Origin of the sequence: Serratia plymuthica, from assembly GCF_018336935.1 — a bacterium.
In the GTDB taxonomy this organism is placed as follows: Bacteria; Pseudomonadota; Gammaproteobacteria; order Enterobacterales; family Enterobacteriaceae; genus Serratia; species Serratia plymuthica_B.
The window spans coordinates 5,119,785-5,146,774 of record NZ_CP068771.1 but is presented as its reverse complement, the minus strand read 5'-3'; the positions used below and the strand labels follow the sequence as shown (position 1 = coordinate 5,146,774).

The window sequence follows — 26,990 nt, the reverse complement described above, 5'->3', positions numbered from 1 at the left end:
TGTTATACCGCCGCAGCCTTCGAGGCCTTCGTCGGATTGCGTTTCAAAATGGCCAATGCGCCGGAAAGAATAATCAGCGCCATGCCGGCCGCAGCAATATAAGACAGTTTTTCGCCAAACAGCAGATAACCAAGCAGCGTGGAAAAAATGATGGTGCTGTAGGACAGGATACTGACAATCACCGCGTTGCCGCTGCCATAAGCACGGGTCATGGTGATTTGCCCCAGGCTGCCGAATACGCCGATGGCGCCTACGCACAGCATCATGGCGCTGTCCAGGGCCGTAAAGCCCATCGCCGCCGTCATCACACAGCCAATCACCGTGCCCACCAGCGAGAAATAAAACACCACCCGCAACTCCGGCTCGCCGCTGCGCACCAGTTTACCGACATTGAAATAAGCCAGCGCGGTCAACAACCCGGATAACAGACCAATCAGGGTGGCGACATACTCGCCATTCGGCGTGTCCGGGCGCAGCAACACCAGTATGCCGATAAACCCCAACAGCACGGAAAACAACAGTTTGCCGGTCAACTGGCCTTTGGAGGTCACGAAGGCGATCGCCGACTGAAAGATCGGGTTGGTGTAACCCAACGTGGTGGCAGTGGCGATCGGCAGATGGATCAGCGAATAAAAACCGCAGTACATCGCCGCATTGCCGATGGCGGCGCGCTTCATATGCAAACCGAGGTGCTGCGTGCGGAAGCCGAGATTTTTAACCTTAATCAACGCGGCGACGATCAGTACGTTAATAAAGGAGCGGTAAAAAATGATATCGAAAAAGCCAACTTTGGCCGAGGCCAGTTTGACACTTGCCCCCATCAGCGCAAAGAACCCGCTGGCGACGACCATCCACAAAGCAACCATGATTTCCTCGGAATACACCCCAAAACGGGCTGTAAAAAATAATTCATACCCTGTTGGGGCAAGTTGCAGCCAGGCTGCCCCGGATTGGGCCAGTGTCTCCGTATGCTGCCCCCGTGGCAAACGGGGCGAATATATTCGCCCCCTACGGGCAGCGCAGTCAACAACGCCGCAGCTTGAAAGACACTATTATTCGGCGGTTTTCACCGTCAGTGGTTGGTTGTCGGCACAAGCGAAGAACACCAGCATCTCCGCCCCTTTATCGCCAGATACGCCCTGATGCACGATATCTACCGTGTCGGTAAAGGAATCCCCTTGCTTAAAGGTGTGCTTCACGCCGGTTTTTTTTACCGTGAGAGAAACGCTGCCGCCGGTCATATACACCGCGCTGATGCACGGGTGGGTATGCCAGGCAAGCACCTTATTCGGCTCCACCGTCACTTTCAACATGGTGATCTGGGGGGCGCCGGCCGGATACTTCCCGTACGGCGTGCCCTCCCACGAGGTTTCGGTTTTCAGCAGGGTTTCCTTACTGATCCCTTCGCCGTGATCTTCAGCGGCCTGCGCGTTACCCTGAAATGCCATCGTTAATGCCAGAAGTATCAATTTATACATTGTTATCGCTCCATGACTCTATGAATAAGAACAGAAATGGCGTGATACAAAGGATAATTAACGACAGCCCCCAGAGACCGCGCCCCTTACAACCCTTTGATACGCTGTTCGTATTCTACGATGCTCTCGGCATAGTATCGATTGGGCGCCACATGATTTCCGACTATCACTTCGATCAGGAACGGGCCATCGTACTCGGCCGCGGCGGCCAGCGCCTCATCCAGTTCGTCCAGCGTCGCCGCCTTCGCAGAGGCGACGCCCAGGCTGTTGGCGAAAGCCTTCCAGTCGTGATTCGGCAGGGCCGTGTAATCGGCCGATACGCCACGGTTCTGCAACGTGTCGATATGCATGGCGCCGTGGGCGCTGTTGTTCATCACGACAAAGGTCATTTTAACCTGGTAGCGAGCGGCGGTCTGGATCTCGATACCGTGCATCAGCATGCAGCCGTCGCCAGTGACCACGACGCAGTCACGATGCGGTGCAGCCAGCTTGATGCCAATGCCGGCGCATATCGCCCACCCCATCGGCGCCAGGGAGCTTGAGGTGTGATAGTCGCCCCGCCCGCTGGCCAGCCAGTGGTGGGCCATAAAGATACGGTGCGCGCCGGAGTCGACCACCACGTTGGTGTCTTCGTCCATACGGCTGCGGATGCGTTTGATGACATCGCCGGGATACATGTTGGATTCGCCCGCCGCCTGCCGCGCCTGCAAATCAGGCTGCTGTTGTTCAAGCGGCAGTTGTCGCACCTGTTCAAGCCAGCCATCCCGCAGCGTCTTGATATCGACCAGGTGGGTGTCGCCGTCGCCAACCGCATCCAGCAGGTATTGCAATCCGCCGGTCAGACTGGAGAAAATCTGCATGTCCGGCTGATAGTGCGAGCTGACCTTGTCAAAATCTTCGTCAATCACCACCAGCGTTTTGCTGCCATGCAGCCGCGGGTTCCAGTTCAGGCTGTCGCGCTGGCTAAGGTCACACCCCAGCACCAGCAACACGTCCACGTCATCGCCGTTGATGGTTTCTACCGCACGGGTGTGGCCGGCGAACCCATACAGGCCAAGCGCCAACTCGTGACCTTCGGGGAACGCCCCCTTGCCGGACAGCGTGGTGGCGACCGGCAGACGATACTTCTCCGCCAGGCGCAGCAGCAGTTCGGCGTCCTGCGGGTTATTCATGCGGTTGCCCACCAGACAGGCAACGCGCAAACCGCGCAGCAGGTAATCATTCAGCACCAGCTCCAGCCCCTGCTGATCGATCGCCGCCTCGCGGCACTGCGGCATGCGCTGCGGATCTTCAGCATGATTGCCGGCCACCGCTTTCTTTTGCATGTCGACCGGCACGCTCAAATACGCACGGCCTTTGCGCTGGGTGTTCAGGCAAGACAAACTGCGCCGCAGCTCGTGCTGCAACGTCAGATTGTTTTTCACTTCGATGGCGGCGGAAAGTAGAGGTTTGACGATGGTCAGTTCATCGATGCCGCTGTTGCTGCCGTCCTGAAAAGCGCCCTGCGCTTCATGATAGGTGGCGATGCCGCCGGCCAGATACAGCACCGGGATTTTATCGGCCTGCGCCGCAGCCATCGCCGGCAGGAAATTCATGGTGCCCGGGCCGGAGATGCCGAGGCAAACGCCGAACTTGCGGCTGGCGCGGGCGTAGCCATCGGCCATAAAGCCGCAGGCGGTCTCATGAGCACCAACGATGCCGGTAATGCCAGAATGTTCAATAGATTTAATCAGTGGGTACACCAGCTTGCCGGGTACCAGGAATATGTATTGAATGCCGCGTGCTTCAAGACCCTGGATAATCACATCAGAGTTACTTTTATCTGCCGCTTTCGCGCCAGGCGTTGCAATAACCCTGATGCCGTCCGCAGTTGCCAGCGCTACGGGGGTGTATAACTTCTCTGCGTGAGACTCCATTTTTCATGTCCAGTCGTGGTGAGCCAACCTGATTCAGAGTCAATCCCACCAGGCGGTTAGCCCACAGAGACAGGCTCTCATGCGCATCTGCTTACGCCTTTGGGTAACATCGATACAAAAATGTGCGCCAGATCACAGCATAAACGTTGATAAGCATAAAGATTGTTTAGTAAAAATAAAGATGCAAAACTGCTTCATGTTGATGCATTTATTCATATCCTGAAACATAATAAATAATTATGATACGTGGGCTTCATTTGCAGCCAAAGCCAGAGCCAAAGCGGCTGCGCAAGAATGAGCACGGATAAGACCGATAAGCCTGTACAAAGGAAATGGCATGATGAATTGGGATGATGCACGTTTCTTCCTGGCAGTAGCACGCTGCGGCACTTTACGAAAAGCCGCCAATGAACTACACGTCGACCAGGCCACCGTGGGCCGGCGCATTACGGCTTTTGAAGAGAGCCTGGGGTCAAAGCTGTTTATCCGCACGCCGAAATCATTTTCCCTCAGCCCGCTGGGTGAGGAAATGCTGGCGGATGTCATGAATATGGAAAACTCGGTGCAGGCGATTGGCCGCAAAGCCACCAGCGGCGACGACAGCCTGTGCGGCAACGTGCGCATCGCCACCACCGACACCATGGCCGAGGCTTTTGTCATTCCGGCGCTAAAGGATCTACGGGAGCAGCACCCATTAATCACCGTCACGCTGCTGACGGCGATTAATATCTCCGATATTTCTTATCGCGGCGCCGATCTGGCGATCCGTGGCGCGCGGCCCGATTCCGATGAGCTGATTATCAAACGCATGGCAACCATCGAAATGGGGTTGTACGCTACGCAAGACTATCTTGATAAACAGGGTCTGCCGACCAAAGGCGAGCATCTGCGCGGCCACGATTTGCTGATGTTTCCGCGCGAACTGGTGCCCCGCCACTGGAATGATTTCTGTGGCGAGGCGCTGATCGATCCCAACGTCGTTCTGCAATGCAACTCGCAGTTGCTGCTGCGCTCGGCGACGCGGAGCGGTTTGGGTATTGGCCTGCTCTCCTCCTTCCTGGCGGATAAGGATCCGGATCTGGTGCGCATCTTCCCGGAAAACAAGGACTGGGTGGATATCTGGCTGGTGCTGCACCCCGATCTGCAGCGTGCAGCGCGGGTGCGCGCCGTCGTACAAGCGCTGGAAGCCTCTTTTAAAAACAACCCAGGTTGATCTCACCCATTCAGGGGTCAGGGTGACTTGCCCGCCCCCTTCCTTATGATTTCATTTCTACACATTGCCATGATTAGATAAAAATCTTATTATCTAATTAACGCACAGGACGTGCTCCCATAGCCGAGGGAATGATGGCAAAGGTTAATTGGTCGCGCAGAGCACTTAAGCAATTGATGACGCTACCTCCACAGGATCGCTTAGCCATCAAAGACAAGGTTGGGCTATTAGGCGCTTTTCCTGCCGTCAGACTGGATATCAAAAAATTGCAGGGTGCTGATAGCCAATTCCGCCTGCGGGTCGGCAACTATCGCATTATTTTTGAGATGACTGATGATGAACCCGTTGTCTGTCTGATCCAACAAGTGAAACGCAGAACGTCGACAACTTACTGAGCCGCATTGAGCCGAAATTTATAACCTGAGGTATGCCAAATGGCGAAGTTACAATATATCCATGATGAATCAGGTAGACCCCTGTATGTGGTATTGCCTCTCGATGAATATAAAAAGCTGGTAGGCCGGCAAGATGGCTATAAGTCTGTTCCCTATCATATAGATGCGCACGATGATGAAACAGTTCCTCACGAAGTGGTCTCTATCATGTTGGATCAGGGCATCAGCCTGATAGCCGCATGGCGAGTTTTCCGCGGCCTCTCGCAATACGATGTGGCGACAAGATTAGGTACCACTCAATCCGCCGTATCTCAATGGGAAGCTATCGACTCTAAACCGCAAAAAAAAACCCGGGAAAAGCTGGCAGAGCTATACCAATGTCGCTCAGCGCAGATGGTGCTCTAATCGGTTCCCCCACCCCATAAAAAAGGTCGCCGAAGCGACCTTTTTTATTGCTTGATGTCCATCAGAACATCGGTTGTGCCATCTGCACCAGCGTAATCAGCGGCTGCGGGTAGACGCCCAACAGCAGCACCAGCGCGGCAGAAATCAGTACTACCACACCGCCGGCGGTCAGCGCCCAGTTGTTCGGGGTATCGCGTTGCAGAGCTTCCGGCGCGTTGAGGAACAGGCTGACGGTCACACGCAGGTAGTAGTACAAACCGATGGCGCTGCCGAGTACCACAGCACCGGTCAGCCACCACAGGTGAGCGCTGACGCCCATCGCGATAACGAAGAACTTACCGATAAAGCCCAGGGTCATCGGGATACCGGCCAGCGACAGCATCATCACCGTCATGACCGCAGACAGAATCGGCTTATGCCAGAACAGACCACGGTAGGAGAACAGTGAATCGGCATCCGGGCCGCGGTACGGGCTGGACATCAGGCTGACCACGCCGAACGCGCCCAGGCTGCTGAACAGGTAACCGGCCAGGTAAACGCCAGCGGTTTCCAGCGACAGTTGATGGGTTTGCACCGCAATCAACGCCACCAGCAGATAACCCAGGTGGGCGATCGACGAGTAGCCCAGCAGACGCTTGATGTTGGTCTGGCTGATCGCCATCAGGTTGCCGAACAGGATTGAACAGACGGCAATGATCGACAGCACCATACGCAGCGCTTCGCTGTCGGCGGCCGGCGCATACAGGAACAGACGCATCACGACGGCGAAGATCGCAATCTTGCTGGCGGTGGCCAGGAAGGTAGAGACCGGCGCAGGCGCCCCCTGATACACATCCGGCGTCCACAGCTGGAACGGCACCAGAGACAGTTTGAAGCCCAGACCCACAATCATCATGCCCATACCTGCCAGGACCAGCGGCTGGTGCATCATGTTTTCGTGCAGGCTCTTGCCCAGACCGGCCAGCGACAGATCGCCGGACTCGGCATACAGCAGCGCCATACCGAACAGCAGGAATGACGAAGCCGCAGCGGACAGCAGCATGTACTTGATAGCGGCTTCCAGCGGACGCTTCTGGCGGTAGGCATAGCCCACCAGGCCGAACAGCGGCAGCGAGATCAGTTCAATACCGATGAACAGCGACGCCAGGTGATTGGCGCTCGCCAACACAATGCCACCCAGCGCGGCAATCAGCACCAGCAGGTAGAACTCTTCGCGGTTGTCCGGGTAACCCACCAGCCATGGATAAGCGAAGGTACAGGTCGCCAGACTCGCCAGTATCACCAGCCCGGTATAGAACATCGAATAACCGTCAACCCGCAACAGCGGGGTGACGTCCATTGGGCCTGCCTGGCCGACAAAATACAGCGAAAGCAGCGCCAGGTTTAGACCGATCACGGTCAGTGTGGCGTTGATAAAGTGGTCGCGTCGCCACGCAATGCCTAGCATCACAACCACCACCGTCAATCCGACGATCAACAGCGGTAGCAGTGCGATCAGTTGTTGAGGAGTTATTGTCATGGCGAATTACGGCCTTGTTGTTGAAATTGCTGAAACTGACGAACCAAACCAGTGTTGCACGTTGCTCATCGCCGCATGAGAAGTGTCCAGAATCGGCTGCGGGTAAACCCCCAGCAGAACCAGCAACACCACCAACAGCAGAATGATGAACAGTTCGCGCGCGGTCATGCCCGGCAACGGTTGCTCGGATTTGGCTTTGCCGTAGTAGGCGCGCTGCATCATGATCAACGAGTAAACCGATGCAAACACCAGACCGAAGGTAGAAATCACGGTGATCACCGGCACTACCTGGAAGCTGCCGAACAGGATCATGAATTCGCCGACGAAGTTACCGGTACCCGGCATCCCCAAGGTGGCTACCGCGAAGAACAGCGACAGCGCAGGGATGTACTTGATACGCCCCCACAGGCCGCCCATCTCGCGCATGTCACGGGTATGCAGACGCTCGTACAACTGGCCGCAGATGATGAACATGCCGGCCGCAGACAGGCCGTGCGCGATCATCTGAATCACCGCGCCCTGGTAAGCCAGTTGGCTGCCGGTGTAGATGGCGATCAGCACGAAGCCCATGTGCGATACCGAGGTGTAAGCGATCAGACGCTTGATGTCAGTCTGCGCGAACGCCATCCAGGCACCGTAGAAGATACCGACCACACCCAACCACATGGCGATTGGCGCAAACTCGTGTGACGCTTCAGGGAACAGCGGCAGACTGAAACGCAGCATGCCGTAGGCCGCGGTCTTCAGCAAGATCCCCGCCAGGTCAACGGAACCTGCGGTCGGCGCCTGGCTATGCGCATCAGGCAGCCAGCCGTGCAGCGGCACCACCGGCATTTTCACCGCGAAGGCGATGAAGAAGCCCAGCATCAGCAGATATTGCACGTTGTGCGACATTGGCGTTTGCAGCAGATCTTCATAATCGAAGGTCCACACGCCGGTCGCATTGTAGTGCACGAACACCAGGCCCATAATCGCAATCAGCATCACCAGACCGCTGGCCTGGGTATAGATGAAGAATTTGGTGGCCGCGGTGATACGGGTTTTACCGTCCGACGCCTTGTGACCCCACAACGCAATCAGGAAGTACATCGGCACCAACATCATTTCCCAGAAGAAGAAGAACAGGAACATGTCGATGGCGAGGAACACGCCGATTACCCCACCCAGGATCCACAGCAGGTTCAGGTGGAAGAAGCCCTGGTATTTCTGGATCTCGCGCCAGGAACAGAGGATCGCCAGCACGCCCAGCAGGCCGGTCAGCACCACCATCAGCAGTGAAAGGCCGTCCAGCGCCAGGTGGATGGAAATGCCAAAGCGCGGGATCCACGGCAGCAGGAATTCAGACTGCCATTGCGGAATACCTTTCGGCGTCGTCAATGTATAGCCACCCTGCAACCACAGTTGCAGAGAAAGCGCCAATGTCAGCCCCATTGCGATCAATGCAATCCAGCGCGGCACCTTAGTACCGAAGCGCTCAAACTGCCAGCACAGCAGACCGCCAATAAAGGGGATAAGAATTAGCCAAGGTAATAGCATGGCGTTTTGTGTCCCTTATTCTACCGTTGTCTTTCACGCTGTAGCGTTGTTGGCTACGTTTGCTCACCCCAGTCACTTACCTGAGTAAGTTCCTGGGGATTCGCGCACTTGCCGCCTAGCTACAACGCGAAATTCATACGGTATAAAACATTGTACATAGCACAGCGCTATGCCCGATAAATGCTTTAAATTATTATCAACAGCGCCAATACGACCACTGCACCCACACCCATAGACGCGATATACCAACGCACCTGACCGTTCTCGCTCACCGTCAGACCACGGTTCCCCCAGCGGGAGAAGATGGCCGGCAGGTTCATCATCGAGTCCAGCGGATCGCGCTGCAGCAGCTTCGCAATGCCCAGGTACGGCTTGACGAACACTTTGTCATACAGCCAATCGAAGCCCCAGGCATGGAACCACCAGGTCGAGAAGAAACGCCCCGGCGCGCTTTTGGCGATGCGGGTGACCAGGCTGCGTTTGCCCAGCCACAGCGCTGCCGCCAGCAGGATGCCGGCGATAGCCACCACGCCGGAGGTAATTTCCAGCTGCAGCACGCTGCCGTGCGCCAGCTCAGTGGTATCCGGCAGTACGCCCTGCAATGGCGGAACGATCATCGCGCCAACGAAGGTGGACAGCACCAGCAGAACCAACAGCGGCAGGTGGTGAGTGATGCCTTTACCGGCATGCGCTTTGATTTTCTCTTCGCCATGGAACACGATGAAAATCATACGGAAGGTATACAGCGAGGTCATGAACGCACCGACCAGACCGGCAATCATCAGGTTGATGTTGCCATTCGCCATCGCGCCCGCCAGGATCTCATCCTTACTGAAGAAGCCTGCGGTGATCAGCGGCAATGCCGACAGCGCCGCGCCACCCACCAGGAAGCAGACGTAAACCAGCGGAATGCTCTTGCGCAGGCCACCCATCTTGAAGATGTTCTGCTCGTGATGGCAGGCCAGGATCACCGAACCGGAAGACAGGAACAGCAGCGCCTTGAAGAACGCATGGGTCATCAGGTGGAAGATCGCCGCATCCCATGCCTGCACGCCCAACGCCAGGAACATGTAGCCAATCTGGCTCATGGTGGAGTAGGCAAGCACGCGTTTGATGTCGGTCTGCACCAGCGCGGCGAAGCCGGCCAGCACCAGGGTCACAGCCCCGACGATACCCACCAGATGCAGCACTTCCGGCGCCATCAGGAACAGACCGTGAGTACGGGCAATCAGGTAGACGCCGGCGGTCACCATGGTCGCAGCATGGATCAGCGCTGAAACCGGGGTTGGGCCCGCCATTGCGTCAGCCAGCCAAGTCTGCAACGGCAGCTGCGCCGATTTACCGACCGCGCCGCCCAGCAACATCAGGGTAGCCCAGGTGATAGCGGTATCGCCGACGGCCAGCTTCTGCGGCGCCAGGATCATCAGTTCACGGATATTCAGCGTGCCCAGCTCGTTGTAGAGAATGAACAGCGCGAACGCCAGGAACACGTCGCCGACGCGGGTCACGATAAAGGCTTTCATCGCCGCCGCGCCGTTGGCCGGATCCTTGTAGTAGAAACCGATCAACAGGTAGCTGCACAGGCCCACGCCTTCCCAGCCCAGGTACATCAGCAACAGGTTGTCTGCCAGTACCAATATCACCATGCTGGCGATAAACAGGTTGGTGTAAGCGAAGAAGCGCGAGTAACCCTCTTCACCGCGCATGTACCAGGAAGCGAACATGTGGATGAAGAAACCGACGCCGGTGACCACCGACAGCATGGTCAGCGACAGGCCGTCCAGCGTCAGCGTCACGCCGATATTGAAGTTGCCGACGGTCATCCAGTTCCACAGGCTTTGCTCAAACAGCTGCACGCCGGTGGCTTTCTGGGCGAAGAAATCCATCGCCACATGCACCGTCACCAGCGCAGCCAGGCCGATAGAGCCTACCCCGACGGTCGCCGAGACGTTTTCAGACCAGCGGCCACGGGAAAATGCCAACAGCAGGAACCCGATCAGCGGTAGCAGAATAGTTAAATATAATAGGTTCATCCGCGCATCTCACTGACAGTATCAATATTCAGGGTATGACGACGACGGTAGAGCTGCAGCAGCAATGCCAGGCCGATACTGGCCTCGGCTGCCGCCAGGCTGATCGCCAGGATATACATCACCTGCCCGTCCGCCTGGCCCCAGTAGCTTCCCGCCACGATAAACGCCAACGCCGCAGCGTTGATCATCACTTCCAGACTGATCAGCATAAACAGCAGGTTGCGACGCACCAGTAACCCGGTCAGCCCGAGCACGAACAGGATTGCCGCCAGGATCAGGCCGTGTTGAAGAGGGATCATGCTTGCTCCTCCGATTTTCTTCTCGCCATTTCGCCACTCGCCGGCGCGTTGCTCAACACTTCGCCCGGTTTGTGTTCGCGGCCGATGTGGAAGGCAACGACCAGGCCTGCCAACAGCAGCATTGAAGCCAGCTCAACCGCCAGAACGTAAGGACCGAACAGGCTGATCCCTACCGCTTTCGCGTCAACCATCTCACCGCTGATGCCCTGATCGGACACGCTGCGGATAGCGAAGATCAGCACCGCCAGCAACGCCAGCGACATCAGGCCAGGCCCGATCCACACCGACGGCTTCATCCACTCGCGTTCCTGCTGCTGCACCGCATTGCCGAGGTTCAGCATCATCACCACGAACACGAACAGCACCATGATGGCGCCGGCGTACACGATGATTTCCAGCGCGGCGGCGAAGTACGCGCCGAGTGAGAAAAAGACTGCTGAGATCGCCAATAACGAGACAATCAGATACAGCAATGCATGCACAGGATTGGTATGCGATATCACGCGAATCGTCGCGACAATCGCAATCAAACCTGCCAGATAAAAGGCAATTTCCATGCTTGGCTTGCTCCTACGGCAACAGACCTTTGACGTCGATCGGTTTGGCTTCGTTTTCGGCTTCGCCCTTGGCTTTGCCGTCAATCGCCATACCGGCCATCCGGTAGAAGTTATATTCCGGATATTTACCCGGCCCCGAGATCAACAGATCTTCTTTTTCGTACACCAGATCCTGACGCTTGAACTCACCCATTTCGAAATCCGGCGTCAACTGAATTGCGGTGGTCGGGCAAGCTTCTTCGCACAGGCCGCAGAAAATGCAGCGCGAAAAGTTGATGCGGAAGAACTCCGGATACCAACGGCCGTCCTTCTGTTCTGCTTTTTGCAGCGAGATACAGCCAACCGGGCAGGCAACCGCACACAGGTTACAGGCCACGCAGCGCTCTTCGCCGTCCGGATCGCGCGTCAGCACGATGCGACCACGGTAGCGCGGCGGCAGGTAAACAGGTTCTTCCGGATACATCTGGGTTTCGCGCTTGGCGAAGGCGTGCATGCCTATCATCCAAATGCTGCGCACCTGGGTGCCGAAACCAACCAATAACTCTTTCAATGTCATGGTTTATTCACCCCTTATTGAGCGTTGTACAAAATGACGGCGGCGGTCGCCAGCAGGTTCAGCAGCGTCAGCGGCAGGCACACTTTCCAGCCGAAAGACATCACCTGGTCATAGCGCGGACGCGGCAGAGCGGCACGAATCAGAATGAACATCATCATGAAGAAAGCCGTTTTCAGCGCGAACCAGATGAATGGCGGCAGGAATGGACCCTGCCAGCCGCCGAAGAACAACGTCACAATCAGGGCGGAAACGGTGACGATACCGATGTATTCACCCACGAAGAACAGACCGAATTTCATACCGGAATATTCGATGTGGTAGCCGTCGGCCAGTTCCTGCTCGGCTTCCGGTTGGTCAAACGGGTGGCGGTGACACACCGCAACCCCGGCAATCGCAAAGGTAACAAAACCAAAGAATTGCGGAATGACGTTCCAGACGTGAGCCTGAGATTCAACGATGGCCTGCATGTTGAACGAATCGGCCTGCATCACAACGCCCATCAGCGACAGGCCGAGAAACACTTCGTAGCTCAGAGTCTGCGCGGAAGCACGCATCGCCCCCAACAGCGAGTATTTGTTGTTGCTCGACCAGCCGGCGAACAGCACGGCGTAAACCGCCAGGCCGGCCATCATCAGGAAGAACAGAATACCGATGTTGAGATCGGACACCGCCCAGGTCGGGCTGACCGGGACGATGGCAAATGCCAGCAACAGGGAAGTAAAGGCGATCATCGGCGCCAGAGTGAAGATCACCCGGTCGGAGAATTTCGGTACCCAGTCTTCCTTGAAGAACATTTTGATCATGTCGGCAACCAGCTGCAGCGAGCCGCCCCAGCCGACACGGTTTGGTCCATAACGGTTCTGGAACAGGCCGAGCAGACGGCGTTCGCCGAAGCTCATGAATGCCCCACAGCTCACCACGACCAGCAGGATCACTACCGCTTTAAGGATGGCGATCAGAATGTCGATCACCTCAGGGGTAAACCAGCTCATCGTGTCGCCTCCCGCAGATTTTCAACCGTTGCGCCCACCAGTACCGGTGGGATCCCTGGCAAGCCAAGCGGCAAACCGACCTGGCCCTGGGTCAGAGTTTCGCTCAGACGCACCGGCAGACGAAGCTGCTGGCCCGCACAGCTGAACTCCACCAGCGCACCGGCATTGACGCCAAGCGCAGCGGCATCGGCCGGGTTCACCATCACGTAGGCTTCAGGCATACGCTGCTGGATCACGCCGGAACGCTGTGACATTTCATCACTGCCGAACAGGTGGTAATACGGCGCGACACGCCAGCCTTCCGCATGATTAAAGGCGGCGGGCACGCGGTCGAAGTAACCCAGGTTACCCTCCCCTGCTTCGATCAGGCGGATGCCCGGATCGCCATGGCGTAGCTTGCCGCCCACTTCGGCCTGGAATTTGTTCCATGCCTGCGGTGAGTTCCAGCCTGGCGCCCAGGCGAACGGGATCTGCTGACGATCGGCCAGCGGGCTGTTGTTCCCTTCCATCGAGAAGGAGAACATGGTGTCTTTATCCTGCGGCTGACGCGGTTCATGCACGCTGATGTTGGCGCGCATGGCGGTGCGGCCGCTGGAGCGAATTGGAGAACGCGCCAGTTTCTGGCCACGAATGCGGAAACTTGCATCCGGCGCAGCATCCACAATGCCCTGCAACTGCGGCAGCGCAGTGACGCAAGCTTCGATCACGTCGTCGAGCTGCGTCCAATCCACGTGGCGGCTGGTGTAGGTGGAATGCAGCGAGTGCATCCAACGCCAGCTTTCCAGCATCACGGTGTAAACGTCTTTTTTCGCATCATCGTAATAAGCCGGATCGTAAACCTGGAAGAAGCGCTGTGCGCGGCCTTCCTGGTTGACCAGCGTACCGTCGCTTTCAGCGAAGCTGGCCGCAGACAGGATAAGGTTGGCCTTATCCATGATCGCGGTGCGCTGATGATCGGCCACGATCAGGTTGCTGATCTTCGCCAGTGCAGCGTCCACTTTCGCCGCCGGTGCGTGGCGGTAAAGATCGTTTTCCATCACGATGGCGGTGTCGGCTGCGCCGCTTTCCAGCTGTGCCAACGCTTCGTCGAGCGAACCGCCGCCGATCATCGACAGACCGACGCTGTTTGCAGCGCTGGCGACGAAGGTAATACCAACGTCAGAACCGCGCCCCTTCAGCGCCTTGGCGATGTTGGCCGCCGCTTCGATGATGGCTTCGCTGCCGGCGTTGCTGCCGGTAACGATCAGCGGTTTGCGCGCATCGGTCAGTGCCTGCACGATGATGTCGATTTTCTTGCCCAGGTCGGCTGCCAAATCGTTGACCGCCGGTGCCGCGTTATCGAGCGCATGGGCAATGGCAAAGCCAAGGCGCGCCTGATCGTCCACCGGTGCGCGGTAGTTCCACGCCGCGATGTCGTCCAGACGGGTGTCATCCACGTTGGTGACGAACAGCGGGTATTTGGCGCGTTGGCCGATGTTCTGTATCGCCGCAATCTGCCAGTCGGCGACGCGCTGGGCCGCAGCCATCGCGCGCGCCTTGCCCTTCACGGCCTGGCGAACCGACAACGCGATGCGTGCGCCGGTCTGGGTCAAGTCTTCACCCAGAACCAGGACGGCATCGTAGTCTTCGATTTCGCGCAGCGCCGGGGTGTAAACGCCGCTGTTTTGCAGCACGTTCAGCATCAGGTTCAGGCGTGCCTGCTCAGACTGGGCAATACCGGTGTAGAAGTTCTCGGCGCCAACCAATTCACGCAGCGCAAAGTTGCTTTCCAGGCTGGCGCGCGGCGAGCCGATACCGATGGTTTTCTTCGCCTGACGCAGAATGTCCGCCGCGCCCTGCATCGCCTGTTCGGCGTTCAGGGTGATCCAGTCATTGCCGCGCAGTTGCTGCGGCTGACGCGGACGATCTTTCTGGTTCACGTAGCCATAACCAAAGCGGCCGCGGTCACACAGGAAATAGTGGTTCACGCTGCCGTTGTAGCGGTTTTCGATACGACGCAGTTCGCCATAGCGCTCGCCCGGGCTGGTGTTACAGCCGATGCTGCACTGCTGGCAGATGCTTGGCGCAAACTGCATATCCCACTTACGGTTATAACGCTCGGAGTGAGTTTTATCGGTGAACACGCCGGTCGGACACACTTCCACCAGGTTACCGGAGAACTCGCTTTCCAGCGTGCCGCTTTCCGTACGCCCGAAGTAGACGTTGTCGTGCGCGCCGTACACGCCGAAATCGGTGCCATCCGCGTAATCTTTGTAGTAGCGCACGCAACGGTAACAGGCGATACAGCGGTTCATCTCATGCGAGATAAACGGCCCCAGCTCCTGATTGTTGTGGGTACGCTTACTGAAACGGTATTTACGGAAGCTGTGGCCGGTCATTACCGTCATATCCTGCAGGTGACAGTTACCGCCTTCTTCACATACCGGACAGTCGTGCGGGTGGTTGGTCATCAACCACTCGACCACGCTTTCACGGAACTGTTTGGCTTCGGAATCGTCGATGGAAATAAAGGTTCCATCCGATGCCGGTGTCATACAAGACATCACCAAACGGCCACGCGTATCTTCCGCGTTTTGGTATTGCTTTACCGCACATTGGCGGCAAGCGCCGACGCTTCCCAGCGCCGGATGCCAGCAAAAGTAAGGAATATCGAGCCCGAGGGAGAGACAAGCCTGCAGCAGGTTGTCAGCGCCATCTACGTCGTATTCTTTGCCGTCTACATGAATCGTAGCCATAGTCAGCATGCTTCCAAGTGGCCTGCCTTACGGCAGGCGTTAATCAAAAATTCTGGCCGTGTTGCGGGCTAGCCGGCTTACCAGCGTTGCTTCAGCAGATTGTTCGGCTGAATGCCGCCAATCGCATGCGCGTTGCTGAAATGCTTAACCGCTATGCCCGCTTCAAACTCTTCACGGAAATATTTAATCGCGCTTTGCAGTGGCTCTACGGCACCTGGCGCATGAGCGCAGAAGGTTTTACCTGGGCCAAGGGAACGGCACAGCTGCTCGAGGGTTTCGATATCCCCCGGCTGCCCTTCGCCATTCTCCAGCGCACGCAGGATCTTCACGCTCCACGGCAGGCCGTCGCGGCACGGCGTACACCAGCCGCAAGACTCGCGTGCGAAGAACTCTTCCAGGTTACGCACCAGCGGGACCATGCCGATTTCGTGATCCACCGCCATCGCCAGCGCGGTGCCGAGACGGCTGCCGGCTTTGCCGATGCTCTCGAAATCCATCGGCAGATCGAGGTGATCGGCGGTCAAAAAGTCGGTGCCCGCGCCGCCTGGTTGCCAGGCTTTGAAGCGCAGACCGTCACGCATGCCGCCGGCGTAATCTTCCAGAATTTCACGCGCGGTGATGCCAAATGGCAGTTCCCAAACGCCCGGGTTCTTCACCCGGCCTGAGAAGCCCATCAGCTTGGTGCCGGCATCCTTGCTTTTACCGCCGTTGATCCCCTGATACCACTCAATGCCGTTCGCCAGGATTGCCGGAACGTTGCACAGGGTTTCTACGTTGTTTACGCAGGTTGGCTTGCCCCAAACGCCGGAAGAAGCCGGGAAAGGCGGTTTGGAACGCGGGTTGGCGCGACGGCCTTCCAGCGAGTTGATCAGCGCGGTTTCTTCGCCGCAGATATAACGGCCGGCGCCGGTATGGACGATCAGCTCGAAATCGAAGCCGCTGCCCATGATGTTTTTGCCAAGCAGGCCCGCTTCGGTCGCTTCAGCGATGGCGCGGCGCAGATGCACCGCCGCCTCGATGTACTCGCCACGCAGGAAGATGTAGCCGCGATAGGCTTTCAGCGCGAACGCGGAGATCAACATGCCTTCCACCAACAGGTGCGGCAGTTGCTCCATCAGCAGGCGGTCTTTGTAGGTGCCCGGTTCCATTTCATCGGCGTTACACAGCAGGTAACGGATGTTCATGGACTCGTCTTTCGGCATCAGGCTCCACTTCAAACCGGTGGAGAAACCTGCGCCGCCGCGGCCTTTCAGCCCGGCGTCTTTCACCAGGTTGACGATCTCGTCCGGGGCCAGGCCCTTGATGGCTTTCTCGGCGCCGGCATAACCGTTTTTGCTGCGGTATTCATCCAGCCAGACCGGCTGTTTGTCATCGCGCAGCCGCCAGGTCAGCGGGTGCATCTCGGGAGTGCGTACAATGTCTTTAATCATTGATACTGCTCCAGTAGCGTCTCGATATCTTCAGGCTTCAGCTGACTGTGAGTGTCCTCATCAATCATCATGGTTGGCCCTTTATCGCAGTTGCCCAGACAGCAGGTCGGCAGCAGAGTGAAGCGGCCATCAAAGGTGGTTTGACCCGGTTTGATGCTCAACTTCTTCTCGAGAGCGGCCTGAATGCCCTGGTAACCGGTGATGTGACAGACGACGCTGTCACAATAACGGATCACGTGACGCCCTACTGGCTGACGGAAAATCTGGCTGTAGAACGTGGCCACGCCTTCTACGTCGCTGGCAGGAATGCCCAGCACTTCCGCGATGGCGTAAATCGCACCGTCCGGAACCCAGCCACGCTGCTTCTGCACAATTTTCAGTGCTTCGATGGACGCGGCGCGCGGATCCTCGTAATGGTGCTTTTCGTGCTCGATCGCATCACGTTCTTCCGCGCTCAGTACAAATGCATCAGCGCCGCTCTGGGGAGCGGCTGCATTGATTGGCTCAAGCGCATCGTTGACTGCGTGATTGTCTTTTTGAGAGTGCATAGTTAGCGGTCCACATCTGACATTACAAAATCGATACTACCCAGATAGACGATCAGGTCAGAGACCAGGCTGCCACGAATTACCGCAGGGATTTGCTGCAGGTGAGCAAAACTTGGCGTACGTACCCGGGTGCGGTAGCTCATGGTGCTGCCATCGCTGGTCAGGTAGTAGCTGTTGATCCCTTTAGTGGCTTCAATCATCTGGAATGATTCGTTGGCTGGCATCACCGGCCCCCAGGAAACCTGCAGGAAGTGGGTGATCAGCGTTTCAATATGCTGCAACGTGCGCTCTTTCGGCGGCGGCGTGGTCAGCGGGTGATCGGCCTTGAACGGGCCTTCCGGCATGTTGTTCAGGCACTGCTCGAGGATGCGCAGGCTCTGACGCAGCTCTTCCACCTTCAACATGACGCGGGTGTAGCAGTCGCTGTTGCCGTCGCCGACCGGGATTTCGAAGTCGAAATTCTCATAGCCGGAATACGGGCGCCATTTGCGCACGTCGAACTCGATGCCGGTGGCACGCAGGCCGGCGCCGGTCACGCCCCACTCCAGCGCTTCTTTGGCATTGTAAGATGCCACGCCGACAGAACGGCCTTTCAGGATGCTGTTCTTCAGTGCGGCCTTGACGTAGGAATCCAGACGTTTCGGCATCCACTCGAGGAACTCGCGCAGCAGGCGATCCCAGCCGCGCGGCAGATCGTGCGCGACGCCGCCGATGCGGAACCAGGCCGGGTGCATACGGAAGCCGGTGATCGCTTCAACCAGATCGTAGATTTTCTGACGATCGGTAAAGGCGAAGAACACCGGGGTCATTGCGCCGACGTCCTGAATGAAGGTACTGATGTACAGCAAATGGCTGTTGATGCGGAACAGTTCAGACAGCATCACGCGGATGGTGTCAACGCGATCCGGCACCTTGATCCCGGCCAGTTTTTCAACCGCCAGCACGTAAGGCATTTCGTTCACGCAGCCGCCGAGGTATTCGATACGGTCGGTATACGGAATGTAGCTGTGCCAGGACTGGCGTTCGCCCATCTTCTCGGCGCCGCGGTGGTGATAACCGATATCCGGCACGCAGTCGACGATCTCTTCGCCATCCAGCTGCAGAATAATACGGAACGCACCGTGCGCAGACGGGTGGTTCGGACCGAGGTTGAGGAACATGAAGTCCTCGTTTTCGGTGCCGCGCTTCATGCCCCACTCTTCCGGTTTGAAAGTCAGCGACTCCATTTCCAGATCTTCTTTCTGTTTGGTCAACACAAAGGGATCGAACTCGGTGGCGCGTGCCGGGTAATCTTTACGCAGTGGGTGGCCTTCCCAGGTCTGCGGCATCATGATGCGCGTCAGGTGCGGGTGACCGTCGAAGGTAATACCGAACATTTCCCAGGTTTCGCGCTCATACCAGTTGGCATTCGGGAATACCTTGGTCGCCGTGGGCACGTGCAGGTCTTTTTCAGACAGCGCCACTTTCAGCATGATGTCGCGGTTGCGTTCGATGGAAATCAGATGGTAGAAAACAGAAAAATCCGCGGCGGGCAAACCGTCGCGGTGAGTACGAAGACGCTCGTCCACGCCATGCAGATCGAACAGCATGACATAAGGCTTCGGCTGTTTTCTCAGGAACGTCATTACTTCCAATAACTGGTCAGGTTTGACCCATACCACGGGCATTCCGGTACGGGTAGGCTGAACAGTAAAGGCTTCCGGCCCAAAGCGGTTGCGCAGTTCGCCAATCACCGGATCGTCTTGGTGATCCCTGGTTTGCCATGATGGCAGGGCGTCGTGCGTCGTTGAATCTGTCATAATTTTTTTTCACCACACTAAAGGGTTATTTCGCCGCAAGTTCACTTTTCGCTGTGTTAACCAATAGCGCACTAAGATGGACGTTAAATGAACGTCTTAAATCTCGTCAGGCGTCCGAAGGTTGGTCACCGCGATACGCTCGCCGTGTTTACGCTCTCTTTCAGACTGCATGTTGGCGCGGTACACGCCCTGATCGCCGACAACCCACGACAGCGGGCGGCGCTCCTTACCGATAGATTCCTGCAACAGCATCAGCGCTTGCATGTAGGCTTCCGGGCGCGGTGGGCAGCCAGGAATGTACACGTCGACCGGCAGGAATTTATCCACGCCCTGAACCACGGAATAGATATCGTACATGCCGCCGGAGTTGGCGCAGGCCCCCATCGAAATAACCCATTTTGGTTCCAGCATCTGTTCATACAGGCGCTGAATAACCGGGGCCATCTTGGTGAAGCAAGTACCGGCTACGACCATCAGGTCAGCCTGACGTGGCGATGCACGCAACACTTCGGCGCCGAAACGCGCCACGTCGTGAACGGCGGTAAACGACGTCACCATCTCCACGTAACAGCACGAAAGGCCGAAGTTGTATGGCCAAATAGAGTTCTTACGCCCCCAGTTCACCATGTCATGCAATGCATGCTCGAGTTTACCCATGTAAACCGTGCGGTGAACCTGTTGGTCCAGGGGATCGGCGACGATCTCCTGTTTTTGCAGGGGGTAACGGTCATTCTCACCGTTCGGGTCTATGCGGGTGAGCGTATAGTCCATCTTAATGCCTCGTTTTTAACCACAAATGACTACTGCGGATGACGGTTGGTGTTAGTGATTGTGCCTGGTTTACTGAGACGTTTTGAACGCGACGGCGTCCAGTCCAATGCGCCGATACGCACCAGATAAACCAAACCGGCCAATAGCACCAAAATGAAAATGGCGGCTTCGATAAAGCCTACCCAACCACTCTCGCGAACGGAGACCGACCAGGCATACAGGTACAAGGCTTCAACATCGAAAATAACGAAGAACATGGCGACCAGGTAGAACTTGGCGGACAGACGCATGCGCGCCGAACCGACCGAGTCGATCCCGGATTCAAACGGGGTGTGTTTGGCGCGCGCGCGGGCTCTCCCGCCCAAGAAGAACGCGCCCAGCAGCATAAGACCGCAAAGCCCGATAGCCACGACAAGAAATACGGCGAACGCCCAGTGATGAGCGATAACTTCAGTGGTTGTTGACATACTCTATGCTTACTCATCAAAAGTGGCGTCGATCGCACTGCTCTTGTAACTGGCAGTTAGTGCACCACATCGATTTAAGGGAAGGATAAATTAACCACACAAACAAACTGCTTTTACAGAGAGTTAGGCAGCGTTTTACTGTGGGCTTTTTACTCCTTTCTATAACCTTTTGTCAACTTTGACAAAAGTATCTACACATTAGTTTACATACCCATCATTTTATTAACATTTGATGCGACTGGCTTAGGCTAAATCGTGTCAGTCAATTGCCGTGTAGAAACAGATAGATATAAACCAACATGCTTATTTCAGTTTTACTATACCATTGTCTCAGGAATCTCCTGTTCTTCCACTCACTACCTAGGGGTATTTTTTTGATCCAGGACACGTTTTCAGCATAATTCCTCAAAAAAAGTGTGGGCCTTTAACAAATTTTGTCAAATTCAGACGTAAAAACACCCGCAATAAATTACCAAAATAACCATATTAATTCCAGGCCTTTACGCCTGTCCCTGCAAGTTCAAAAAACAAGCAAAACCATTTCTTTATCATCTGATAACGGTTCTCATTAACGAGAATGATTAGATAAATAGCCACTTCGCAATAAAAATAATCACTAAGCTCCATAAACAGACTTTTAGCCAAATTACGGCCAAAAAAAACCTCCGCCGAAGCAGAGGTTTTAGCATGCAATTTTTAACGTGCCGGGAGATTACTCCTCTCCGTCGGCCAGGCAAGTGTCACCCTGCTGGGATGAGCTCGCACCACTGAAGCTGTAACTGTCGTTGCCATTTTGCACCGCGCTGAAAATCGCCATCGCCAGTTCGTTGCCGCACTGCGTGTCCTTGCACAGGGCATATTGGGTGTCCGGCAATGCCGGCAAACCTTCCACCGCGCCCAGCACCCGCAAATCAGGACTCATCATCTCGATCGGCCGGACCGTGATCCCCAAACCGGCCTTGCAGGCAGCGCGAACGGCCGAAAGCGTCGAGGCTACATAAGCGATACGCCATGGGATCCCGGCGTCATCCAGATGTTTGATCGCCATCGCGCGGAACGGGCTGGGTTCGTCCATCACCACCAATGGGATCGGCTCACCGGCCTGATACCGGTAATCCGCGGAGCAATACCACAGAGTCGGCGAGGTACGCAGCACAATGTGCGGATGTCCCTCGGTTTCCACCGTCGTAATCGCCAGATCGACTTCGCCATTTTCCAGCATGTCGAGCATGAACGGACTGCGTTTCACCCGCACGTCAATCGCCAACTTAGGGTAAACCGACGTAACGCGATTAAGCAGGAAAGGCAGTATGGTATCGGCGGTATCATCGGAAGCACCGATAGTCAGAACACCGTTTATATTGTTGTACATCAGAGAGGTACAGGCTTCGTCGTTGAAACGCAGGATTTTCCTGGCGTAGCCGAGAAGCTGAATACCGTGTTCGGTCAATAATTTGTTGCGCCCGTGACGAGCAAACAACTCTTTGTCGACCAGTTGCTCTAACCGCTGCATTTGTTGACTGACGGCTGATTGGGTACGACAAACGGCAACTGCCGCAGCCGCAAAGGTGTTCAAATCAGCAACAGCAACAAAAGTTCTTAGCAGATCGAGGTCGAGATTAAGTATCGGACGATTTGCAGTTGTCATAGTGTTTTCTTCACTTTTTGAATTCTAATTTACAAACTACCCTGGTGTGTTTCTAAGGCATCGTTTTAAAGGGACGATACCTGACATGACAGTACCCCACTCATAAGTGGAGGGCAAAAAAATTACTTATATTTCGTTACCTCTATCGCCTTTTAAAATGCGATCTATCGCAGGTGCTTATAGAACGCTGTGCTTTATTACTGGTGAAAGTGTTTAATTTTTACCGAACCAAAGATTTTACTCATTCACAATGCTGGATTGCCACACCAATCGTGCTGCGTCATTTCCGCGTCCTGACCGGCTTCGGCTCCCCTGTTCGCGAGAAAAAGTAAGTTATTTGCTGCGTGATACAAGGGGTCATCTCTTAATGACTTTAATGAATTCAATTAGTAACATTTACCCCGTGAATAATATGGGAATAACTACTTAAATGTTGCTTAAGAAAGAGACTGCAATATTACTAATGTAATATGCCCATGGTACTCAGTTTGGGTTGTCGATTGGCGACCCGCTATCAGACTACTCCGGTATTATCATTTCTTTACAGTTTATCCGGTGCAATCCTCCCCTCCGGCTTATCAGTGCGCGACGGGCCGCAGCAGCCACCTTCCTTTTACGGATCAATCATGTTAACACAACGCCATAAAATCAGCATAAAAAACCATAAAATTAAAACAATAAAACATAATAGCCCAATAACACGCTAAAACCCCGGCCATCATCACTAACATTAGCCTTTGGATCCTTCGTTTGCACCAAAGGCGTGCATAACCCTTCAAAAGCGCCAGCGCCAGGAGTACATTGGGCGGGTTGCGGTGTTCCACGGTAGGAACGCCCCTATTCCAGCAAAAGGCCCAACTTTCTATGTCCCCCATTGAGAAATCCCACAAACTGGACAACGTCTGTTATGACATTCGCGGCCCGGTGCTCAAAGAAGCTAAACGTCTTGAAGAAGAAGGCAACAAAGTCCTCAAACTGAACATCGGCAACCCCGCCCCGTTTGGTTTCGACGCCCCTGATGAAATCCTGGTCGACGTGATCCGCAATCTGCCCACGGCGCAAGGCTATTCCGACTCCAAAGGGCTCTTCTCGGCGCGTAAGGCGATCATGCAGCACTACCAGGCGCGTAACATCCGTGACGTGACCGTTGAGGATATCTACATCGGCAATGGGGTTTCCGAGCTGATCGTGCAATCCATGCAGGCGCTGCTGAACAGCGGTGACGAAATGTTGGTGCCGGCGCCGGATTACCCGCTGTGGACCGCAGCTGTGTCGCTGTCCGGCGGCAAGGCCGTGCATTACCTGTGCGACGAACAGGCAGGCTGGTTCCCGGATCTGGACGACATTATCAGCAAAATCACACCGCGTACCCGCGGCATTGTGATCATCAACCCGAACAATCCGACCGGCGCGGTGTACAGCAAAGAACTGCTGGAGCAGATCGTCGAGATCGCCCGCCAGCACAACCTGATCATCTTCTCGGACGAGATTTACGACAAAATTCTGTATGACGAAGCCGAACACCATTCGATCGCCGCGCTGGCGCCGGATCTGCTGACCGTCACTTTCAACGGGCTGTCCAAAACCTATCGAGTCGCGGGTTTCCGCCAGGGTTGGATGGTGCTGAACGGGCCGAAAAAACACGCCAAGGGCTATATCGAAGGGCTGGAGATGCTGGCCTCCATGCGCCTGTGCGCCAACGTGCCGATGCAGCACGCGATCCAAACTGCGCTGGGCGGCTACCAAAGCATCAGCGAGTTTATTCAACCTGGCGGCCGCCTGTATGAACAGCGTAACCGTACCTGGGAACTGCTGAATGATATTCCCGGCGTTTCCTGCGTGAAGCCTAAGGGTGCGTTGTATATGTTCCCGCGCATCGACGCCAAACGCTTTAACATTCACGACGACCAGAAAATGGTGCTGGATCTGCTGCTGCAGGAAAAAGTGCTGCTGGTGCAAGGCAGCGCATTCAACTGGCCGTATCCCGACCACGTGCGCATCGTTACCCTGCCGCGCGTCGATGAACTGGAAATGGCCGTGGGCAAACTGGGCCGTTTCCTCGAAGGCTACCGCCAGTAATCGCCTGGGGCGCAGCGCCTTGCTGCGCCCTTCTCTCACAGCCCGGTTGCAAAATTCGCCGTCACTGCTTCACAATGGGGCCCTCACTTGCCGTTAAAGAGAGCACCATGAGCCAGAGCCATTTCTTTGCCCATCTGTCCCGCCTGAAACTGATCAACCGCTGGCCGCTGATGCGCAACGTGCGTACCGAGAACGTTTCCGAACACAGCCTGCAAGTGGCGTTTGTCGCCCACGCGTTGGCCGTGATCAAAAACCGAAAATTCAATGGCAACCTGAGCGCCGAGCGCGTCGCCCTGCTGGCGATGTACCACGATGCCAGCGAAGTGATTACCGGTGATATGCCAACGCCGATCAAGTACTACAATCCGCAGATCGCCCATGAATATAAGAAAATCGAAAAAATCGCCCAGCAGAAACTGTTGGATATGATCCCGGCGGAATTACGTAACGATTTCCGGTCGATTCTCGATGAGCATTACTACACCGAAGACGAAAAGCTGGTGGTAAAACAGGCCGATGCGCTGTGTGCCTACCTGAAATGTCTTGAAGAGCTGTCTGCCGGCAACAACGAATTCAAGCTGGCGAAAGCCCGGCTCGAAAAGACCCTGCAGCAACGCAGCAGCCCGGAAATGGATTATTTCATGAACGTGTTTATCCCCAGCTTCAGCCTGTCGCTGGATGAAATCAGCCTGGACTCTTCCCTGTAATTTTAACGGCGCAGCCCGCTGCGCCGTTAAGTTAAAAGGCATACAACCACGGCACAATAATCACGCTGACCAGCATCACCAACAACGTGAACGGCACGCCGATCCGCACGAAATCCCCGAACTTATAGTTCCCCGGCCCCAGCACCAACGTGTTCACCGGTGAAGAAACTGGCGTCATAAACGCAGCGGAAGCGGCGACGGCGATAATCATGGCGAACGGGTATGGCGAAACGCCCATCTCGCGCGCGGCGGCAATGGCGATCGGCGCCATCAGCACGGCGGTGGCGGTGTTGGAGATAAACAGGCCTATCGTGGCGCACAGCGCAAACAGGCACACCAGCATCACGCGTGGCCCGGCCCCGCCGGCAACGTCCATCAGCCCACGCACGATCAAGTCCACCCCGCCGGTTTTCTGCAGCGCCTGGGCAAACGGCATCATGCCGACGATCAAGATAATACTCGGCCAGTGAATCGACTTATAGGCGCTTGCCATATCGATGCAGCGGAATTTACCCATCAGCAAACAGGCAATCAGCGCGGCGATCGGATTGGGGATTTCATCGGTCAACATCATCGCCACCATCAGCGCCAGGCAAAACAGCGCGTGCGGGGCCTGGGTGATGGCCGGCGCGACCTCATCCACCTCTGCCGGCAGATGGAGGACAATAAAATCATGGGTTTTCGCCTGCAACTGACGGATCGCCTTCCAGTCGCCGATCACCAACAGGATATCGCCCAGCGCCAGCGGCTCATCCACCAACTTGCCCGCCAGGGTTTCGCCATTGCGGCGAATACCGACCACGTTTAAATCATAGCGACTGCGGAACGTCGATTCGCGCAGGCTTTTGCCCAGTAGCGTCGAATCCGGAATCAACGACACCTCCGCCATGCCGACGTTGCGCGCCTGTTCGGAGAAATAGTCGCCCCGCAGCACCATCGGTTCCAGTTGCTGCTCGCTGCAAAACTCGCGCAAGTCGATCTGGCTGTCCGACATGTCGATCAGCAATACGTCTCCTTCTCGCAGTTCGGTACTGCCGGATGCGCTGACCATCACTCGCCGAAAGCGCTTCCAGCGTTCGATCCCCACCACGTTGGCGCCGTAACGGGCGCGCAGATGCAACTCATCCAGCGAGCGGCCCACAAGCGATGAGCCGCTGCGGATCGCCAGCCGGCGCGCCCTGCCGGTCAGTTTATAGTCGCGGATCAGATCGCGGAAAGTGCGGCGCTGCCAGGTTTCCCGGCTGTTATCACCGTCGCTATTGCCCAGCCAGCGCCGCGCCACCAGCATGTATCCCACGCCCAACACCAATACCGCCAGGCCAACCGGCGTCACGCCAAAGAAACCGAAGCCGTCGATACCCTCGCGCACCAACTCGCTGTTCACCACCATATTCGGCGGCGTTGCCACCAGCGTCATCATGCCGCTGATAAGGCCGGCAAAACTCAGTGGCATCATTAGCCTACCCGGCGTGATTTTCATCCGTGCCGCCACGCTGAGCACCACCGGGATAAAAATCGCCACCACCCCGGTAGAGCTCATGAAAGCACCCAGCCCGGCCACGGTAACCATCAACAACATCAGCATTTTGGTTTCACTGCTGCCGGCGACCTTCACCAGCCAGTCGCCCACCTGATAGGCGACCCCGGTACGCACCAGCCCTTCGCCAATCACAAATAACGCGGCAATCAGGAGTACATTGGGATCGCTGAAACCCACCGTCGCTTCCTGCAAGGTCAGCGTGCCGCTCAAAACAAAAGCGATGATCACCAGCAGCGCCACCACGTCCATCCGCAGCTTGTTGGTGGTAAACAGCACGATGGCAATCAACAGTAAACTCAACACCCACAGTAATTCGCTGTTCAAAACGGCCTCATCCGGCAGACATAGTCAGGGCCTTAAAAACTAG

The 26,990-nt window shown here is 56.1% G+C and carries 23 protein-coding genes; 5 read left to right on the top strand and 18 right to left on the bottom strand.

Annotated features, from left to right (window positions below):
* Positions 1-2 precede the first annotated feature (2 nt).
* From JK621_RS23910 to JK621_RS23900, 3 genes are all read right to left on the bottom strand, one after another.
* Positions 3-866: a DMT family transporter gene (locus JK621_RS23910; RefSeq protein ID WP_126484151.1), complete on the bottom strand. Its 864-nt coding sequence runs from the start codon at positions 864-866 to the stop codon at positions 3-5.
* Positions 867-1,052: 186 nt separating this feature from the next.
* Entirely contained in the window at positions 1,053-1,478 is a 426-nt protein-coding gene (locus JK621_RS23905) for a cupin domain-containing protein (RefSeq protein WP_212557925.1), read from the bottom strand.
* An 86-nt stretch (positions 1,479-1,564) separates the two neighbouring features.
* Positions 1,565-3,394, bottom strand: a complete 1,830-nt coding sequence (locus tag JK621_RS23900) for a thiamine pyrophosphate-binding protein (protein ID WP_212557924.1) — start codon at positions 3,392-3,394, stop codon at positions 1,565-1,567.
* A 337-nt stretch (positions 3,395-3,731) separates the two neighbouring features.
* Between JK621_RS23900 and JK621_RS23895 the strand changes: the two genes are divergently transcribed.
* The 3 genes from JK621_RS23895 to JK621_RS23885 all read left to right on the top strand — a co-directional run bounded on the left by JK621_RS23895 (position 3,732) and on the right by JK621_RS23885 (position 5,407).
* Positions 3,732-4,607: a LysR family transcriptional regulator gene (locus JK621_RS23895; RefSeq protein WP_212557923.1), complete on the top strand. Its 876-nt coding sequence runs from the start codon at positions 3,732-3,734 to the stop codon at positions 4,605-4,607.
* Between the two features lie 134 nt (positions 4,608-4,741).
* Positions 4,742-5,002: a type II toxin-antitoxin system RelE family toxin gene (locus tag JK621_RS23890; protein ID WP_212560280.1), complete on the top strand. Its 261-nt coding sequence runs from the start codon at positions 4,742-4,744 to the stop codon at positions 5,000-5,002.
* 39 nt (positions 5,003-5,041) lie between these two features.
* Positions 5,042-5,407 carry a helix-turn-helix domain-containing protein gene (locus JK621_RS23885; RefSeq protein ID WP_212557922.1) on the top strand — a complete coding sequence of 122 codons (366 nt, stop codon included), beginning with the start codon at positions 5,042-5,044 and terminating at the stop codon, positions 5,405-5,407.
* Between the two features lie 61 nt (positions 5,408-5,468).
* Here JK621_RS23885 and nuoN read toward each other — a convergent pair whose 3' ends face one another.
* From nuoN to lrhA, 14 genes are all read right to left on the bottom strand, one after another.
* On the bottom strand, positions 5,469-6,926 hold the full coding sequence (nuoN, locus tag JK621_RS23880; protein ID WP_212557921.1) for an NADH-quinone oxidoreductase subunit NuoN: 1,458 nt from the start codon (positions 6,924-6,926) through the stop codon (positions 5,469-5,471).
* Between the two features lie 6 nt (positions 6,927-6,932).
* Positions 6,933-8,462 carry an NADH-quinone oxidoreductase subunit M gene (gene nuoM, locus JK621_RS23875; protein ID WP_212557920.1) on the bottom strand — a complete coding sequence of 510 codons (1,530 nt, stop codon included), beginning with the start codon at positions 8,460-8,462 and terminating at the stop codon, positions 6,933-6,935.
* Between the two features lie 185 nt (positions 8,463-8,647).
* A complete protein-coding gene (gene nuoL / locus JK621_RS23870; protein ID WP_212557919.1) occupies positions 8,648-10,495 on the bottom strand; it encodes an NADH-quinone oxidoreductase subunit L in 1,848 nt (615 codons plus the stop codon).
* Positions 10,492-10,794, bottom strand: a complete 303-nt coding sequence (gene nuoK / locus JK621_RS23865; RefSeq protein WP_004936014.1) for an NADH-quinone oxidoreductase subunit NuoK — start codon at positions 10,792-10,794, stop codon at positions 10,492-10,494. The genes nuoL and nuoK overlap by 4 nt, the downstream gene beginning before the upstream one ends.
* Positions 10,791-11,351, bottom strand: a complete 561-nt coding sequence (nuoJ, locus tag JK621_RS23860) for an NADH-quinone oxidoreductase subunit J (protein ID WP_212557918.1) — start codon at positions 11,349-11,351, stop codon at positions 10,791-10,793. Before nuoJ ends, nuoK begins: the two co-directional genes overlap by 4 nt.
* Positions 11,352-11,364: 13 nt before the next feature.
* Complete coding sequence (gene nuoI, locus JK621_RS23855) at positions 11,365-11,907, bottom strand: NADH-quinone oxidoreductase subunit NuoI (protein WP_006317994.1); 543 nt, start codon at positions 11,905-11,907, stop codon at positions 11,365-11,367.
* Between the two features lie 14 nt (positions 11,908-11,921).
* Positions 11,922-12,899, bottom strand: coding sequence for an NADH-quinone oxidoreductase subunit NuoH (gene nuoH / locus JK621_RS23850; RefSeq protein WP_212557917.1), 978 nt, complete (start codon positions 12,897-12,899; stop codon positions 11,922-11,924).
* Positions 12,896-15,634 carry an NADH-quinone oxidoreductase subunit NuoG gene (gene nuoG / locus JK621_RS23845; protein ID WP_212557916.1) on the bottom strand — a complete coding sequence of 913 codons (2,739 nt, stop codon included), beginning with the start codon at positions 15,632-15,634 and terminating at the stop codon, positions 12,896-12,898. The genes nuoH and nuoG overlap by 4 nt, the downstream gene beginning before the upstream one ends.
* Before the next feature lie 77 nt (positions 15,635-15,711).
* Positions 15,712-17,064, bottom strand: coding sequence for an NADH-quinone oxidoreductase subunit NuoF (gene nuoF, locus JK621_RS23840; RefSeq protein WP_004947269.1), 1,353 nt, complete (start codon positions 17,062-17,064; stop codon positions 15,712-15,714).
* Complete coding sequence (gene nuoE / locus JK621_RS23835; protein ID WP_126484169.1) at positions 17,061-17,612, bottom strand: NADH-quinone oxidoreductase subunit NuoE; 552 nt, start codon at positions 17,610-17,612, stop codon at positions 17,061-17,063. The genes nuoF and nuoE overlap by 4 nt, the downstream gene beginning before the upstream one ends.
* Positions 17,613-17,614: 2 nt before the next feature.
* Positions 17,615-19,411, bottom strand: coding sequence for an NADH-quinone oxidoreductase subunit C/D (nuoC, locus tag JK621_RS23830; RefSeq protein ID WP_004947275.1), 1,797 nt, complete (start codon positions 19,409-19,411; stop codon positions 17,615-17,617).
* Between the two features lie 96 nt (positions 19,412-19,507).
* Entirely contained in the window at positions 19,508-20,182 is a 675-nt protein-coding gene (locus JK621_RS23825; protein ID WP_004947278.1) for a NuoB/complex I 20 kDa subunit family protein, read from the bottom strand.
* Between the two features lie 29 nt (positions 20,183-20,211).
* On the bottom strand, positions 20,212-20,649 hold the full coding sequence (locus tag JK621_RS23820; RefSeq protein WP_006318006.1) for an NADH-quinone oxidoreductase subunit A: 438 nt from the start codon (positions 20,647-20,649) through the stop codon (positions 20,212-20,214).
* 712 nt (positions 20,650-21,361) lie between these two features.
* Positions 21,362-22,297, bottom strand: coding sequence for a transcriptional regulator LrhA (gene lrhA, locus JK621_RS23815; protein WP_212557915.1), 936 nt, complete (start codon positions 22,295-22,297; stop codon positions 21,362-21,364).
* An 864-nt stretch (positions 22,298-23,161) separates the two neighbouring features.
* Between lrhA and JK621_RS23810 the strand changes: the two genes are divergently transcribed.
* Both JK621_RS23810 and yfbR read left to right on the top strand, forming a co-directional pair.
* Positions 23,162-24,376 (top strand): pyridoxal phosphate-dependent aminotransferase, encoded by a 1,215-nt coding sequence (locus tag JK621_RS23810; protein WP_212557914.1) that lies wholly within the window; start codon positions 23,162-23,164, stop codon positions 24,374-24,376.
* Between the two features lie 107 nt (positions 24,377-24,483).
* On the top strand, positions 24,484-25,083 hold the full coding sequence (gene yfbR, locus JK621_RS23805) for a 5'-deoxynucleotidase (protein ID WP_006317020.1): 600 nt from the start codon (positions 24,484-24,486) through the stop codon (positions 25,081-25,083).
* 31 nt (positions 25,084-25,114) lie between these two features.
* Here yfbR and JK621_RS23800 read toward each other — a convergent pair whose 3' ends face one another.
* A complete protein-coding gene (locus JK621_RS23800; protein WP_249337115.1) occupies positions 25,115-26,947 on the bottom strand; it encodes an SLC13 family permease in 1,833 nt (610 codons plus the stop codon).
* Between the last annotated feature and the right edge of the window lie 43 nt (positions 26,948-26,990).

Coding starts and splice junctions, on each gene's coding strand:
- JK621_RS23900 (WP_212557924.1), bottom strand. CDS start 3,394: ATGGAGTCTCACGCAGAGAAGTTATACACCCCCGTAGCGCTGGCAACT.
- nuoN (WP_212557921.1), bottom strand. CDS start 6,926: ATGACAATAACTCCTCAACAACTGATCGCACTGCTACCGCTGTTGATC.
- nuoI (WP_006317994.1), bottom strand. CDS start 11,907: ATGACATTGAAAGAGTTATTGGTTGGTTTCGGCACCCAGGTGCGCAGC.
- nuoK (WP_004936014.1), bottom strand. CDS start 10,794: ATGATCCCTCTTCAACACGGCCTGATCCTGGCGGCAATCCTGTTCGTG.
- nuoJ (WP_212557918.1), bottom strand. CDS start 11,351: ATGGAAATTGCCTTTTATCTGGCAGGTTTGATTGCGATTGTCGCGACG.
- nuoC (WP_004947275.1), bottom strand. CDS start 19,411: ATGACAGATTCAACGACGCACGACGCCCTGCCATCATGGCAAACCAGG.
- lrhA (WP_212557915.1), bottom strand. CDS start 22,297: ATGACAACTGCAAATCGTCCGATACTTAATCTCGACCTCGATCTGCTA.
- nuoH (WP_212557917.1), bottom strand. CDS start 12,899: ATGAGCTGGTTTACCCCTGAGGTGATCGACATTCTGATCGCCATCCTT.
- nuoE (WP_126484169.1), bottom strand. CDS start 17,612: ATGCACTCTCAAAAAGACAATCACGCAGTCAACGATGCGCTTGAGCCA.
- nuoL (WP_212557919.1), bottom strand. CDS start 10,495: ATGAACCTATTATATTTAACTATTCTGCTACCGCTGATCGGGTTCCTG.
- yfbR (WP_006317020.1), top strand. CDS start 24,484: ATGAGCCAGAGCCATTTCTTTGCCCATCTGTCCCGCCTGAAACTGATC.
- JK621_RS23825 (WP_004947278.1), bottom strand. CDS start 20,182: ATGGACTATACGCTCACCCGCATAGACCCGAACGGTGAGAATGACCGT.
- nuoM (WP_212557920.1), bottom strand. CDS start 8,462: ATGCTATTACCTTGGCTAATTCTTATCCCCTTTATTGGCGGTCTGCTG.
- JK621_RS23910 (WP_126484151.1), bottom strand. CDS start 866: ATGGTTGCTTTGTGGATGGTCGTCGCCAGCGGGTTCTTTGCGCTGATG.
- JK621_RS23885 (WP_212557922.1), top strand. CDS start 5,042: ATGGCGAAGTTACAATATATCCATGATGAATCAGGTAGACCCCTGTAT.
- JK621_RS23810 (WP_212557914.1), top strand. CDS start 23,162: ATGTCCCCCATTGAGAAATCCCACAAACTGGACAACGTCTGTTATGAC.
- JK621_RS23890 (WP_212560280.1), top strand. CDS start 4,742: ATGGCAAAGGTTAATTGGTCGCGCAGAGCACTTAAGCAATTGATGACG.
- nuoG (WP_212557916.1), bottom strand. CDS start 15,634: ATGGCTACGATTCATGTAGACGGCAAAGAATACGACGTAGATGGCGCT.
- nuoF (WP_004947269.1), bottom strand. CDS start 17,064: ATGATTAAAGACATTGTACGCACTCCCGAGATGCACCCGCTGACCTGG.
- JK621_RS23895 (WP_212557923.1), top strand. CDS start 3,732: ATGATGAATTGGGATGATGCACGTTTCTTCCTGGCAGTAGCACGCTGC.
- JK621_RS23820 (WP_006318006.1), bottom strand. CDS start 20,649: ATGTCAACAACCACTGAAGTTATCGCTCATCACTGGGCGTTCGCCGTA.
- JK621_RS23905 (WP_212557925.1), bottom strand. CDS start 1,478: ATGTATAAATTGATACTTCTGGCATTAACGATGGCATTTCAGGGTAAC.